The sequence below is a fragment of the Bartonella florencae genome (assembly GCF_000312525.1).
Lineage (GTDB): Bacteria > Pseudomonadota > Alphaproteobacteria > Rhizobiales > Rhizobiaceae > Bartonella > Bartonella florencae.
Genome location: NZ_HE997454.1, coordinates 134,956 through 149,999, shown reverse-complemented (window position 1 = coordinate 149,999; position 15,044 = coordinate 134,956). Strand labels below are relative to the sequence as shown.

Sequence of the window (15,044 nt, the reverse complement as noted above, 5' to 3'; positions counted from 1 at the left end):
TGTTCGGTAAACAGGCTTATTTCCATGAAAATTCTTAAGATCTTCTATTTCTTTGCTTAAAAGAAGGATAAGGTATGGTTTATACATTATTTCAAGTGATTGATTTGATTTTAAATATTTATATTGATATTCTTATTGCAAGTGTCATTTTTTCTTGGCTTTGTGTTTTCAATATTATAAATGTGCGCAATCGTTTTGCTATTTTAATAGGAAACTTTTTGTATCGTCTTACAGAACCGGTTTTAAGTCGTATACGGCGGCTTTTGCCAAATCTTGGAACAGTTGATATTTCACCTATTATCGTATTTGTGATTATTTATTTTATTCGTACTTTTATGTGGCGTGCTTATACAAACATCTATCTGTAAAAATAGTGCATGAAGGAAATGCAGATGTTTTATCAAGTTGATAAAAATGGCTTGATTTTATTTGTATATCTCATTCCAAAATCTTCTGTAGATCAAATAATAGGGAATGAGTGTAGGGACAACGGGAAGCAATATTTAACTGTACGTCTTCGTGCTGTTCCTGAGGATGGCAAGGCAAATAAAGCACTTATTAAATTTTTAGCTAAGCAATGGAAAATTCCAGCTTCTTGTATTTCTTTAAAATGTGGCACAACATCTCGCTACAAACAGCTTTATTTTTCAACACATTTAGAAGAGCTAAAGCAAATATGGCAATCCTTAGAAAATGGTAGTTCAAAGGAAAAGCCTATTTAAAAAATAGGCTTTATTTTTAAAAGAGTTACACTTCTTTATTTTTATTGCGCTCAATAGCTTGTTTAATAAGTTCACGAGCAAAATCTTTATTACGCCAACCTTCAATTTTGGCCCATTTTCCAGGTTCAAGATCTTTATAATGTTCGAAGAAATGTTCAATCTTCTTGAGTGTAATTTCAGGAAGATCTGTATAATCATGAATATTGATATAATGTTGCGTTAATTTTGGAGTAGGAATAGCAATGATTTTTTCGTCTTTTCCACCATCATCTTCCATAATCAGAGCTCCGATGGGGAGCACATTGATAACACAGCTAGGAAGGAGAGGACGGGTATTACAGATAAGAACATCAATGGGATCACCATCCTCTGAAAGTGTATGGGGAACAAAACCGTAGTTTCCAGGATAAACCATTGATGTATGAAGAAAACGGTCAACAAACAATGCTCCTGATTTTTTGTCCATTTCATATTTTATTGGTTGACCACCAAGAGAGACTTCTACAATAACATTGACATCTTCTGGTGGATTTTTACCAACGGGAATTTCTTTAATATTCATGTAAATATCCTTTCCGGAGTGTGAGGAAATAAGGTCTTATAAAACCTTTAATCGAAGAGATTATAAGATTAACTTGAAATTGAGATACGTGTTTTTTCAAAACGTTTTCGTTCATTGGGATCTAGATAAAGTTTACGGAGACGAATATTTTTAGGGGTTACCTCTACCAGTTCATCATCTTGTATCCAAGATAGGGCACGTTCTAATGTCATTTTAAGAGGAGGGGTTAATTTTACGGCTTCATCTTTTCCAGAAGCACGCATATTAGTTAGTTTTTTCCCTTTTAACACATTGACTTCTAAGTCGTTATCACGTGAGTGAATACCGATAATCATACCTTGATAAACTTTTACACCGGCATCAATGATCATAGGTCCACGGTCTTCAAGATTAAAAAGAGCATAAGCAACGGATTCGCCATTATCATTTGAAATCATCACACCATTGACACGACCACTAATGTCTCCTTTATAAGGTTCATAGGCATGAAAAAGACGATTCATAATGGCTGTACCACGTGTATCAGTTAAAAGCTCCGATTGGTAGCCAATAAGTCCTCGCGTTGGTGCATAAAAAACAAGACGGACACGATTTCCTCCAGAGGGGCGCAATTCAACCATTTCCGCCTTACGTTCAGACATTTTTTGTACAACGGTGCCAGAATATTCTTCGTCAACATCAATAACAACCTCTTCAATCGGTTCAAGCGTTGTTCCGTTTTCATCTTTTTGCATAACAACACGTGGTCGTGAAACACTAAGCTCAAATCCTTCACGACGCATATTTTCGATGAGAACGGCAAGTTGCAATTCTCCTCGTCCTGAAACATAGAAAGAATCTTTATCAGCTGATTCTTCAATTTTAAGAGCGACATTACCTTCAGCTTCTTTTAACAAACGATCACGGATAACACGGCTTGTTACTTTATCGCCTTCAGTTCCTGCAAGGGGGCTGTCATTAACAAGAAAACTCATAGTAACCGTGGGAGGATCAATGGGTTGAGCAGTGAGTGGTTCATTGACGGTAGGATCACAAAAAGTATCAGCAACGGTACCTTTTTGTAGACCTGCAATTGCTACAATATCTCCAGCAACACTCTCTTCAATAGGTTGCCGTTCCAGTCCACGAAATGCCAAAATTTTTGAAATACGTCCAGTTTCCAAAAGCTTGCCATCTTGTCCAAGAACTTTCACATTTTGATTGGATTTTATAGAGCCAGAATGAATGCGACCTGTAATAATGCGACCAAGAAACGGATCTGCCTCAAGAATCGTCCCAATCATACGAAATGGCCCTTCTGCTACACTAGGAGCAGGGACATGGCGGGTTACAAGATCAAATAAAGGACTTAATCCTTGATCTTTTGGTCCCTCAGGAGTTTCAGCCATCCATCCATCACGACCTGATCCATAAAGAATAGGAAAATCAAGCTGTTCATCACTTGCGTCAAGAGCGGCAAAAAGATCAAAAACCTCGTTAATAACTTCATCAGCACGAGCATCAGCTCGGTCAATTTTATTGATGGCAACAATGGGACGTAAACCCACTTTCAATGCTTTACCAACCACAAATTTTGTTTGCGGCATTGGTCCTTCAGCAGCATCAACAAGCACAATGACTCCATCCACCATATTTAAAATACGTTCAACTTCTCCGCCAAAATCAGCATGTCCTGGTGTATCAACAATGTTAATTCGAGTATCTTTCCAAACAACGGATGTTACTTTTGCTAGAATTGTAATACCGCGTTCTTTCTCAATGTCGTTTGAATCCATCATACGTTCACTGGTACGTTGATTATCGCGAAAGTTACCTGATTGTTTGAGAAGCTCGTCTACAAGTGTTGTTTTGCCGTGGTCAACGTGGGCAATGATGGCGATATTGCGCAATTGCATAAATTTTCTTCTTTTCGTTTAGTGGGATCTTATTTGAAGCAACAACCTTGCGTTTGTTACCTTACTATTACAAAAGCCTTTTACATGTTTTTTTACAATTTTGGAAGATGAAGGAAATATTTTTATAACCAAGTGGTTGCAAAGGCTTTTAATGGTTTGTTGGCGTAGAAAAGTTTTTTCAAAAATTTTGAGTATAGGGACATTCCATATGAAATATGCGCTAAAGAAAATCAATAACGCAATTTTCTCTCTTATAACCAAACTGTGTATTTTAGCTATTGCCTGTAAATCAAAATTTAGGTCCAATATGATTATATGTTTGAGCAGAGATTTAAATGATTTAAAAATTTTAGAAATTATTTCATTTTTGTATGCTACAGAGGAGTTAGAATCTCTCTCTTTTTATTTTCCATATTCTTTCATGAAATCATACATTTTATCAAAAAGAAGAACACACCATAAGTTTTTATTTGTACTCAATCCTATTTCCTAGGATTATCCAATAATATCATAAAACAGGATATATTGGATACACTGAAATTATAATTAGAGCTCTAAGTAAGAGTTATCTTTTATTTTGGCTCTACCATTGAAATGTTTTTCTGCTCATTCAGAACGACAGAATATTTGAAACAGCATAATATGATACTCCATAAAAGAAGAATAACTTAATAGGTATTATGCTGTTTATGCTCAATAATTAAGTGTTGCTTTGTAGAAACGATTTGAGGTTACATAAGATGCTTTTTCTTCCTATTTTAGAGTAGAGTTCCAGACAATATAAGGGAGGCAACAGAAAAATAGATTACGATCCCCATAACGTCCACTAAAGTTGCCACAAGAGGAGCTGAAGCAATTGCTGGATCAAATCTAAGACCTTTAAGGATAAAGGGAAGCATGGAGCCGGATAAAGAGCCAAAGGTAACAATTCCAACTAAAGCAGCACCAACTGTTATGGCAATAAACATCCAATGTTCACCGTAGTTATAAATACCCAGTTCTTGCCAAAGAGCAATACGTGTCATTCCAATAATTCCCAGTAAAAGACCAAGGGATATCCCAGCTGGGATTTCACGGAGGATAATTTTCCACCAGTCTTTGAGTGTGAGTTCTCGGAGAGCTAAGGCACGAATAATAAGAGAGGTTGCTTGTGAACCAGAATTTCCTCCTGAACTCATAATAAGAGGAATAAAGAGTGTGAGAGTAATGGCTTTTTCAAGTTCTGTTTCGAAATATTGCATAGCGCTTGCTGTTAGCATTTCGCCAAGAAAAAGCAATGCGAGCCAGCCCCCACGTTTTTTCATCATTCCTAAGAAGTTTATCTGCATATAGGGTTTATCAAGAGCTTCCATACCTGCGAATTTATAAGCATCTTCACTCATTTCATCAACCATTGTATCAAGCACGTCATCAACCGTCACAATACCAATGACGTGATTGTCATCATCAATAACCGGTACAGAGAGAAGATCATGGCGCTGAAAAAGACGTGCAATATCTTCATGATGTGTAAAAGGGGATATTGTAATAGGTGTGTCATGTGTGTGGACATTTAGAATTTGATCATCAGGTGAGGCAAGGATGAGGTTACGCAGTGAAACAGCCTTGAGAAGAGTTCCCGTTTTTGGATCAATGACATAGCTTGTATAAACTGTTTCACGGGTTCGTTCGACATCACGAATGTGATCCAGAGTTTTTTTAACAGTCCAGTTTGCGGGGACAGCTATAAACTCTGTTGTCATCAATGCACCGGCCGTATGATCAGGGTAACTGGTCAGTTTTTTTAGTTCAGCACGTGTTAAAGGTTTGAGCAGTGCATAAAGCCGCGTACGGGTTTCTTTATCCATTTCTTGAAAGACGTCGGCGGCGGCGTCAGCAGACATGCCATCAAGAATTTCAACGGAACGATTAACAGGAAGAAGTTCAAGAATAGCTGCTGGTTGTTCAAGTTCTGGTTTATCAAAGAGTTCAATAGCATAATCAAGAGGTAAAAGGCTTAAGATAGCTACGCGTTCCATGATATCGAGATCATTGATGATATCAATTGAGTCAGCAAAGTGATAGTTTTTTAATTCTTCGGCGAGAGCTTCAGGAGAAGAATTTTTAAAATCGAAGGACGTTTTAATTTCAGTCATAATAAAGTACCTTCTGAAAGGTTAGAGGATAATAAATTGAAATCATGGATTAAAAAATAAACTTGTGGAAGATTTAAGAAAAGCCCTCTCCAATTGTATTCTCCCAATTGTTAATATTTGTAATAAAGTCAAGGATAGATCACAGGTTATAAACAATTTCATGAATCAAATAGGCAGCGATACTTATTTTTGTTTATTGCTTAGTATTATAACGTATCCTTTATTTCTGCTCTTACAATAGTGGTCTGAAAGGCATTTTAAAGCACACGAACAGTTTAGTGTATCGCTTTGTATCGTGGCTGGTAGTTATACCTTAAATTTATAATTGGAGATAGGTCGTATTATGACAAAAATAGCAGTACTGGACTGGAAGGGATTTTCATGGCTTCCTGATTTTTCCTCGATAAATGATGAAGATTTTAAGCCTGCTTTTGAGCAAGCCCTTCAAGAAGCAGAAAAAGAAATGGAAATGATTGCAACGGTGCAAGAAGCACCAACACTTGAGAATTTTTTGCAGCCTTTTGAACTTTCTGGCAAAGCACTTGATCGTGTATGTTCAATATTTTTCTTACGCTCAGGTGCGCATAGTAATGCTCTTATTCAGCAATTAGAACAAGAATTTGTTGTAAAACTTTCCCGTTATTCTTCGAAAATTATGATGGATGCACGGATATTTGCAAAAATAGATAAACTTTATAAACAATCGCAGCAGGGCATGTATGATAGTGAAACAACACGTGTGCTTGAATTATGGTGGAAAAAATTTCGTTGTAATGGTGCAAAACTGGATGAAGAAGCGAAGAAACGGCTTGTAGAAATTAATGAACAGCTTGCTTTTTTAAATGCTACTTTTGGCCAAAATGTCTTAAAAGATGAAGCTGAATGGGTTTTATTTTTAAAACAAACAGATTTGTCTGGTTTGCCTGAAGATCTCATTGCTTCAATGAAAGAAATTGCACGTGAAAGAGGAAATGAAGGAGCCTATGCCTTAACATTAGCACGCTCCATTGTTGAATCTTTCTTAAAATTCTCTCATCGTCGTGATTTACGTGAGAGTGCATTTCAAGCTTGGTCTCAACGTGGTGAAAATAAGAACGAAAATGATAATAGAGCAATTATTGTAGAGATCGTTGCACTTCGAGATGAAAAGGCTAAATTATTAGGATATCAATCCTTTGCAGATTTGAAACTTGATAATACCATGGCCAAGAATGTTGATGCGGTTATGGATTTGCTCATACCTATATGGGAACGGGCAAAAACAAAGGCTTCTAGCGAACAGGTTGAATTGCAAAACTTTGCAAATAATCAGGGAAGCAACGAAACTTTAAAACCTTGGGATTGGCGTTATTATGCAGAAAAACTTCGTGCCGAAAAATTTTCTTTCGATGGCTCTGAAATTAAATATTATTTTCAGCTTGATCGGATGATTGAAGCAGCTTTTGCTGTGGCAGAAAAACTTTTTGGTATTACATTTGAAGAAAAAAGTGCTGTTACACTTTGGCATTCTGATGCACGTTTGTGGGAAGTAAAGAAATCTGATGGAAGTTTGCTTGGGCATTTTATTGGTGATTATTTTGCGCGCCCTTCAAAACGGTCTGGTGCATGGATGAGCAGTTTGCAATCTCAACATAAATTGGATGATGGACAAAAGCCTATTATCTACAATGTGTGTAATTTTGCTAAGCCACCCAAAGGGGAAGTTGCACTTTTATCCCTTGATGATGCACGTACACTTTTCCACGAGTTTGGCCATGCATTACATGGTTTGCTTTCTGATGTTACGTGGCCATCTATCTCGGGAACATCTGTTGCGCGTGATTTTGTTGAACTTCCTTCTCAACTTTACGAACATTGGTTAACGGTACCAGAGGTCTTAAAATCCTACGCTATACATACAAAAACAGGACTTCCTATGCCACAAACATTGATGGATAAAGTTTTAGAAGCACAGACATTTAATGCTGGTTTTTCTGCAGTTGAATTTATCTCATCAGCTTTAGTGGATATGGCGTTTCATCGAGGAGAAATAGTAACTGATCCAACAATATTTGAGTTTCAAGAATTAGAAAAGTTGCAAATGCCCGATGCAATTATTATGCGTCATCGTTCCCCACATTTTACACATATATTTTCGAATGATGGCTATGCCGCCGGTTACTATTCTTATATGTGGTCAGAAGTGCTTGATGCTGATGCTTTCCAAGCTTTTGAAGAAACAGGTGATGTTTTTAATTCAGAACTTGCTAATCGTTTAAAGCGTTTTATCTATTCTGCTGGGGGAAGTCGCGATCCCGAGGAGCTCTATAAAGCTTTTCGTGGACGGATGCCTTTACCAGAAGCGATGATTCAAAAACGTGGATTATAAAAGTAAAACGGTATGGTGTAAGCCATACCGTTTTTATATTTTTTGTTATTAAGGTAACGCAAACTCTTATCTCATCAATAACAAACTGACCCCATCATACTATTTGCCAATGCCCAATATTGCGATATTCTTGGCATCTGAGACGGTTTATAAAAAGCATTTTTACTTCTTTCTTCTATAATTTTATCCACACGCTAATCACGCTTTTAACGTGCAAGCGAATGGTTTGAATTAATTCTATATCAACAGATTTGAAATGAGAGAATCTTAGGGTATCAAAGTTTTTCATTTGGTATGAATAATAATAAATTATCATTATAAATCAATGAATTGTTGGTATACAATAGAGTTTTTAAATTTGTGAAATATTTTAAAAGACATCAAGGGAAAGAAAAATTATCAGCACGGTCTTTTTGATGTCCATTTGCAGGCGACCATAACTTTTTTATGAAATTTTGCTCTATTTTGTCCAATAGGCGGGTATTTTTTTGTGCTATGTCATCGAGGCTCATAGGCAATTGGCGCACAATATTATTTGGTTTTTGTGGAACGAGTGGAGTGTTGCCATTGAGTAAAAGTAGATTTTCTTGGGAGAATGTATGAAGATTTAAAATATTTTCTAATTTTTTTTCTAAATAAGAAGCAAGTTTTCTCTTTCCTGCAGATGTAAAATTGATACCATCATGCGTGCGCAATCTCATGATCTTCCCATTTGTATCATAGCCTGAAAAAGAAAATTGACCTTGTTCATCAGTAAAGCCGTTCCAGATATCAACGAAATACCCTCCTGCTTTTTCTGTTGCTTGTTTGTAGAGCGCATTAAAAATTTTCATTTTTTGTGTCAAATTATCATTTTCAAAAGCAGGTTGGCCCATCCATATCCATGGTTTTCCTGAATTGTGAAGGGTCTCAACAATTTCGATAATTCTTTGTTTGTAAATGTTAAACCATTCTGGCTGAGCTGTACTAAATATACCATAAGGCGTTGTGATTGATTGATTATCATTTGCGCCGATTACTATGACAAGAGCATCAGCTTTATTTTTATCAATGTATTGAGAAATAATGCTTTGCCAAGAAATGAGATCAGTTCTAACTAAACCAGAATTTGGGATTGTATCATTTATGATAATAATATCGGTATTATCAATAAAAAGCTTTTTGAGTGCATCCGCAAGAGCAGAAGCAACAAAATCTCCCATGATAAGAACGCGTTTTGCATTCTCTTTTTTTAGTTTTTCTACAGCTTTTTGTGTGACAATCTTTTTTGGGGGTTTGTATCTTTTTTGTTCTATAGTTTGTAATTGTTGTGGTGGTTGCACTTGTTGGTTACGTTGTGACAACCATTTAAAAAAGTTTGTTGCATGACTTGGAGAAGGGTATATGCTTCCCATGGCAAAGAAAGAAAAAAGCAAGAAAATCAAATATATTGAGCGAGAATGAGACAAACATTTTACTCCAAATTATTTTTTCTTAGCAAAGAGAGAATTTCATGGTTTGGATATCCATTTGCTGTTAAGCCATGGCGCAGTTGAAAAGCTTTAATTGCTTTTTGAGAGGCGCTACCAATTTTTCCGTCAATTTCTCCTTTATAATAGCCAAGTATAGCTAAGCGAGTTTGCAATTCTTTACGCTCACGAAAGTTAAGAGGTTGAAATGGGCGTTGCCAATCTTGAACCAATCCAGGATGTCCAGCAATGCGGTTAGCAAGAAGGCCGACAGCGAGAGCATAACGATCTGCATTATTATAGCGTTTAAGAACAAAAAAGTTTTTTGTAACTAAAAACACAGGTCCTTCTGGTCCATCTGGATATTTTAATATTGCTTGTTCAGAGGATGAAGGCAAAGGTTGTCCATTGGCCTGTTTGATACCTAGCTTTGCCCATTGTTCAAAGGAATGCCAATTCTCAGGGAAGTTTTTACCTTTCAGCAGTTTAACTTCTACTCCCCAAGGAAGTTTAGTCTGCCAACCATTCATATGGAGAAGATTAGCAGCGGTAGCCAAAGCATCTGGAACAGATGTCCAAATATCACGCCGTCCATCTCCGTTCATGTCAATGCCATAAGCAAGATAACTGCTTGGAATAAATTGCGTATGTCCCATTGCACCGGCCCAAGATCCAGTAAGTTGTGTACGTGTAATTTCATTCCTTTGGAGAATTTTCATCGCAGCAATCAGTTGAGTGTGCGCATATTTTGCACGTTTTTTATCAGCATAGGCTAGGGTTGCAAGTGAGCAAATGGTATCACGCATTACACCTTTATTTGTTAAAATTTTCCCATAATTACTTTCCATTGACCAAATAGCGAGAAGGATATTGCGATCAACACCAAAACGTTTTTCAATCTGGGAAAGCCATTTTTTCCATTTTTGAGCTTGGCGCTGTCCTTCCACAATTGCAATATCATGAACACGATTATCGAAATAGTTCCATGAAGGATCAACAAATTCTGGCTGGTGTGCAGCTCTTTTTAAAACTTCTGGATCAATTGCATTGATGCCTTTAAAAGCTATATCAAAAGTAGAGGATGAAATATTATTGGCGAGAGCTGTTTTTTTAAATTCTTTAATCCAAACTTTAAAACCACTATCAGCATGTAAAAATGATATAGAAAATATGCAAAAGATACAAAAAAGAGTGATTAAACCTCTGATAAAAGCTTTCCTATTTACGGATTCTTTTGAAGAAGAGAAAATTTTAGATTTTGTGTTTTGCATTTAAAAATTCTCCTCAATATTCAAGTATTTTTATGTGCAAAGGTCTCATTCTTTATTTTGTTTTATTGAGAATGTCACCAAGCGGAAAAGAAACGTTGAAACGAATTCTTTATTTTACAGGAATATTCTCAATAAATTATCATACTCTTGCATTTCTTTTCTGTCCATTATAATGGCAATCAAAATAATAAGATATCTTTTTTACTATTTGGTAAAAGCATATGTTAAATTAAATCAGAAATTTATATGATTCATGAGGAGCAGGAGAGTGAGCGCGCGTAAAATCCGGAAAGCAGTATTTCCCGTAGCTGGCCTTGGTACACGTTTTCTTCCTGCAACAAAAGCAGTTCCTAAAGAAATGCTGACAGTTGTTGATAAACCTGTTATCCAATATGTTGTGGACGAAGCACGTGAAGCTGGTATTGAGCATTTTATTTTTGTGACTGGACGCAATAAAGCAGTCATTGAGGATTATTTTGATGCGCAAGTTGAATTATATGCAACTCTTGCTGAACGTGGTAGAAAAGAAGAACTGAAGCATTTATATGGTTTGCAGCCTCCACCAGGTACCACTTCTTTTACGCGACAACAACAGCCTTTAGGGTTAGGGCATGCTCTTTGGTGTGCACGTGAATTAGTTGGAAGTGAGCCTTTTGCTTTATTGTTACCCGATATGCTCATACAAGCAAAAAAGGGATGCCTTTCTGAGATGATCAGTCTTTATGAAGAAATCGGTGGAGGAAATATTGTCGCGGTTCAAGAGTGTGATCCAAAAGAAGCGCATAATTATGGTATTGTTGGACAAGGAGAGAAGGTTGCAAACGGTTTTAAAATCACAACAATGGTAGAAAAACCAATCAAAGGAACAGCACCCTCAAATCTGTACATTAATGGGCGTTATATTTTGCAACCAGAAATTTTTAATATTCTCTCTAATCAGGAGCGAGGAGCAGGGAATGAAATTCAATTGACAGATGCAATGGTCCGGCTTTCAAATGAACAAAAATTTTTTGGTTTCCGATTAGAGGGGCGCACATTTGATTGTGGTTCTAAAGTTGGTTTTATTGAAGCCAACGTTGCATTTTCTTTAGCACGTGCTGATATGCATAGCCAAGTTTCTGCTTCATTAAAAAATTTACTAGAAATTATTAAAATTGAGAAATGATATAGATCTCATGTTTAATTTCATTTATCAAATTTAATTATGATAATACAGTCTCCTCATACGCCTTTACAGGGTGCCGTTGCTTCGGCGTTTAAAACTCTTGTCAGTGAAAAGCAAGGGCTTGAAGCCCTTGAGGCCGCTCTTCTTGGGAGCCTTTCTTCTTCTTTTGAAGCTGCTGTACAAACCATCAGAAATGCTCGTGGTCATGTGGTAATTACAGGCCTCGGGAAGAGTGGACACATAGGTACAAAAATTGCAGCGACCTTAGCCTCCACTGGGACACCTGCTTTTTTTGTTCACGCTGCGGAAGCTAATCATGGTGATCTTGGTATGATTGGATCTGATGATGTTATTCTTGCCTTATCATGGTCAGGTGAAACTTTGGAATTAAGTGGTATTATCAATCATGCTGCGCGTTTTCGTATATCACTTATTGCTATGACATCTGGTGAAAACTCCGTACTAGGAAGACAAGCTGATATTGTACTTTTGTTGCCAAAGATAGAAGAAGCTTGTCCTCACGGACTTGCTCCTACAACTTCAACCATTATGCAATTAGCGATGGGAGATGCATTAGCTGTTGCTCTCCTAGAAATACGTGGATTTAGTGCAATGGATTTCAAAATTTATCATCCGGGTGGTTCTCTTGGTGCAAGCCTAAAATATGTACGTGATATCATGCATGGGGGCGATCGTATTCCTTTAGTTGTGCAGGGGACAACCATGACTGAAGCGATGAATGTTTTGGTTGAAAAACATTTTGGTTGTGTTGGTGTTGTAAATCAAAAAGGGGAATTAATCGGAATTGTGACCGATGGCGATCTTGCACGTAATATACACTTTAATTTATCGCAATTTAATGTTGATGAAATAATGACAAAAAACCCCAAAATTGTAGAACCAAATACATTGGTTGGTGCTGCAACAGCATTTATTAATGATCACCATATTGGTGCTTTTTTTGTCGTTGAGGATAAAAAACCCATAGGTATTGTTCATTTTCATGATCTTTTGCGTATTGGCGCTGCGTAAATACAAATGCCTATATAAGATCAAATTTGATTCCATGATAAAATAGATTCAATAACAAAAAAGCAAAATTTTATTGGAATAGTAGCTTTACGCATTTCATGGCGTTTGCAAATTTTTCTGGTAGAGGATTGTGTCAATGTTTTTGTGTATTGTGGGAGCGAAATTCATCAGGAGGAGAATTTATACCTCCCGATATGTAGATTTACTATATTTCTAAGAGAAGCTATTAAAATTTTCTCTTAAGAAAAAATTGTGATCCTGTATATGATGTGCAGAGAAGCTGTGTTGCGTCTTGTGATATCATACAACTCACTTTAGAGATTGTTCCACGGAGAATGGAACGTATTTCAATTTCTATATGCTGGGCACTAACATAATTATAGGTGCCTTCTGACAGTTTCTCTTCTGTATCTGCAGCATGTGTTTCAAAAATACCTTCGCGAAAAGAAGAAATAATACCGTTTTCATCGATCCATTTACCATCGATTCTAGCCGGCATATTTGAACCATAATATTGCGAAAAGCTACAGGCACTTAATAGCAAAGTGGTAATTGTAAGACATAAAATGCGACAGATGTGTTTCATTTGTTTTGCTCTAAATTTATGATATTTTTCTCTCTGATCTCTATAACATTGTTAAATTACTCGCTGAGTCAAGATGAAAAATTTGATGAGAATCAATGAAAAAGCAAAACAATAGAAAAAAAAGCCTTAATGTTGTATTTAATTAACAGCTTTATGAAGTTAGTAGATAAAACACAAGAGGTAAATATTTCTTATGGTTTACAACAATTTTTATATTAAGCTGTTTAGTAGTCTCAAAGGAGATTATTAAAATTATGACTGGTCCCATTCTTGTTGCGAGTGAAGATTATGGAAGACGTATAGAGCTTTCTGCTATGCTCCGAGGTTTTGGTCACCGTGTCATTGAAGCAGAAAATGGCCTGCGTACGATTGATCTTTTACACAGACGTAAAAATATTGTTCTTGCACTCCTTGATGTTGCTATGAGTGATCTGAGTGTGGGTGATTTGATTAAAATGATTAGAGTTGCTGGTGTTTTTATTCCTATTGTTGTGATAGCACAACAAGAGAATCAAGAGTTACTCCAGAAAGCTTTAACAGCTGGAGCTATTGATTATTGGATTTATCCGGTTACACCGCTACGGTTAAGGGTCACTTTGGATACTCTTTCTCTTCTTTCTGCATTGGAGCGTGAGGTGAGCTATATTCGGCGCAAAAATGAGAATCATTTGCGATTTTCTGATCTTTGCATAAAAAGCAAGGCTATGCAGAGAGTTCTAGAACAGTCTAGGAGTGCAGCGGCTTCTTTACAGAATCTTTTGATAGAAGGTGAAGGTGGTACTGGTCGCGAAACATTAGCGCGCATTATTCATCATGAGAGTTTGTTATCGGAGGGGACTTTTATTCGCTTCCAATGTTCAGCTATCATAGATCCAGAGGAAGAAGATCGCCAGTGGTTTAAAGAATTTCTACCACTAGTTTCTTCTCTTGAAAAAAGCACACTATGCCTTTGTGATGTTGAGCGTCTCGAGCCTATACAGCAAAAGCGTTTCGCTAGTTATCTTGAAGAGAGGGCGAAGAACACAAAGACCAATTCTCCTTCCTTTCGTATTATGGCTATTTCAGCATCACGGCTTTTAGATCTTGTTAAAGAAGGTTGTTTTTCGCGTAGTTTGTTTGAACAACTTTCTCAATTATCGATCAGTGTTCCTGCTTTGCGTGAATTAAGAGATGATTTTTCAGAGCTCACGCAACGTTTGATTGACCGTATCGTTATCGAAACGGGACGATCGCATATACATGGTTTAGCAGGATCAGCTCTTTCATTGCTTATGCAGTATGATTGGCCTGGTAATCGGAACGAACTTGAAAATGTTTTGTTTCGTGCGGTTTTACTCAGTGAGGGACCATTGTTGACTGTACGGGATTTTCCCCAATTAATGGGGAATCCATTCATAAATATCCCCAATATTATTGAGAGTGATGTTCAAGAAGATCATGAACAAAAGTCGATACAGTTTTTAGATGCTGATGGTCATGTTCGAACTTTTACGGAGATGGAAAATGATATTATCGAGAAAGCGGTTAAACATTATAAAGGGCATATGAGTGAGATTGCTCGCCGTCTTCATATTGGTCGCTCTACACTTTATAGGAAACTAGAGGGATTGAGAGCAAGAAAAAGCCAAGAATGGAAATAAAATCTATGATAAATCTTCATCTATGGAAGCATAATTTTCAAAATTAAAGTATGGTGGCTTTTAATACATGCCGTAGATGGTTGTAGGCTTTTAAAAGAAGTAAAGAAGTATTGTGTATTGGAGATCTTAACTGTTGAAGGTAATTTAAAAAATGTCGGTTCCATTTAATGGAGTCATTTTCAATACTCTTTCTTTTTCGTCTTTACAACTTTATCTGAGT

12 protein-coding genes are annotated in these 15,044 nt (G+C 36.7%); 6 read left to right on the top strand and 6 right to left on the bottom strand.

The window, feature by feature from the left end; all coding sequences use genetic code 11:
* Positions 1-74: 74 nt before the first annotated feature.
* Together BN202_RS07370 and BN202_RS07365 are read left to right on the top strand one after the other, a co-directional pair.
* Positions 75-368, top strand: coding sequence for a YggT family protein (locus tag BN202_RS07370; RefSeq protein WP_019219990.1), 294 nt, complete (start codon positions 75-77; stop codon positions 366-368).
* A gap of 24 nt (positions 369-392) precedes the next feature.
* Positions 393-722, top strand: a complete 330-nt coding sequence (locus BN202_RS07365) for a DUF167 domain-containing protein (protein WP_019219989.1) — start codon at positions 393-395, stop codon at positions 720-722.
* A 25-nt stretch (positions 723-747) separates the two neighbouring features.
* On the opposite strand, the gene ppa is transcribed toward BN202_RS07365, so the two are convergent.
* From ppa to mgtE, 3 genes are all read right to left on the bottom strand, one after another.
* Positions 748-1,284 carry an inorganic diphosphatase gene (ppa, locus tag BN202_RS07360; protein WP_019219988.1) on the bottom strand — a complete coding sequence of 179 codons (537 nt, stop codon included), beginning with the start codon at positions 1,282-1,284 and terminating at the stop codon, positions 748-750.
* Positions 1,285-1,352: 68 nt separating this feature from the next.
* Positions 1,353-3,179, bottom strand: a complete 1,827-nt coding sequence (typA, locus tag BN202_RS07355) for a translational GTPase TypA (RefSeq protein ID WP_019219987.1) — start codon at positions 3,177-3,179, stop codon at positions 1,353-1,355.
* Between the two features lie 758 nt (positions 3,180-3,937).
* Positions 3,938-5,314, bottom strand: coding sequence for a magnesium transporter (gene mgtE / locus BN202_RS07350; protein WP_019219986.1), 1,377 nt, complete (start codon positions 5,312-5,314; stop codon positions 3,938-3,940).
* A 343-nt stretch (positions 5,315-5,657) separates the two neighbouring features.
* Between mgtE and BN202_RS07345 the strand changes: the two genes are divergently transcribed.
* Positions 5,658-7,682 carry a M3 family metallopeptidase gene (locus BN202_RS07345; RefSeq protein WP_019219985.1) on the top strand — a complete coding sequence of 675 codons (2,025 nt, stop codon included), beginning with the start codon at positions 5,658-5,660 and terminating at the stop codon, positions 7,680-7,682.
* Between the two features lie 380 nt (positions 7,683-8,062).
* Here BN202_RS07345 and BN202_RS07340 read toward each other — a convergent pair whose 3' ends face one another.
* Both BN202_RS07340 and BN202_RS07335 read right to left on the bottom strand, forming a co-directional pair.
* A complete protein-coding gene (locus BN202_RS07340; protein WP_034987823.1) occupies positions 8,063-9,076 on the bottom strand; it encodes an SGNH/GDSL hydrolase family protein in 1,014 nt (337 codons plus the stop codon).
* 59 nt (positions 9,077-9,135) lie between these two features.
* Positions 9,136-10,401, bottom strand: coding sequence for a lytic murein transglycosylase (locus BN202_RS07335; protein ID WP_019219983.1), 1,266 nt, complete (start codon positions 10,399-10,401; stop codon positions 9,136-9,138).
* 253 nt (positions 10,402-10,654) lie between these two features.
* Here BN202_RS07335 and BN202_RS07330 point away from each other — a divergent pair, with 253 nt between their 5' ends.
* Both BN202_RS07330 and BN202_RS07325 read left to right on the top strand, forming a co-directional pair.
* Positions 10,655-11,566: a UTP--glucose-1-phosphate uridylyltransferase gene (locus tag BN202_RS07330; RefSeq protein WP_034987774.1), complete on the top strand. Its 912-nt coding sequence runs from the start codon at positions 10,655-10,657 to the stop codon at positions 11,564-11,566.
* Between the two features lie 39 nt (positions 11,567-11,605).
* Positions 11,606-12,598 (top strand): KpsF/GutQ family sugar-phosphate isomerase, encoded by a 993-nt coding sequence (locus tag BN202_RS07325; protein WP_019219981.1) that lies wholly within the window; start codon positions 11,606-11,608, stop codon positions 12,596-12,598.
* 226 nt (positions 12,599-12,824) lie between these two features.
* On the opposite strand, the gene omp10 is transcribed toward BN202_RS07325, so the two are convergent.
* On the bottom strand, positions 12,825-13,184 hold the full coding sequence (gene omp10 / locus BN202_RS07320) for an outer membrane lipoprotein Omp10 (RefSeq protein WP_019219980.1): 360 nt from the start codon (positions 13,182-13,184) through the stop codon (positions 12,825-12,827).
* Positions 13,185-13,438: 254 nt separating this feature from the next.
* Between omp10 and BN202_RS07315 the strand changes: the two genes are divergently transcribed.
* Complete coding sequence (locus tag BN202_RS07315; RefSeq protein ID WP_019219979.1) at positions 13,439-14,824, top strand: sigma-54-dependent transcriptional regulator; 1,386 nt, start codon at positions 13,439-13,441, stop codon at positions 14,822-14,824.
* The last annotated feature ends 220 nt before the right edge of the window (positions 14,825-15,044 follow it).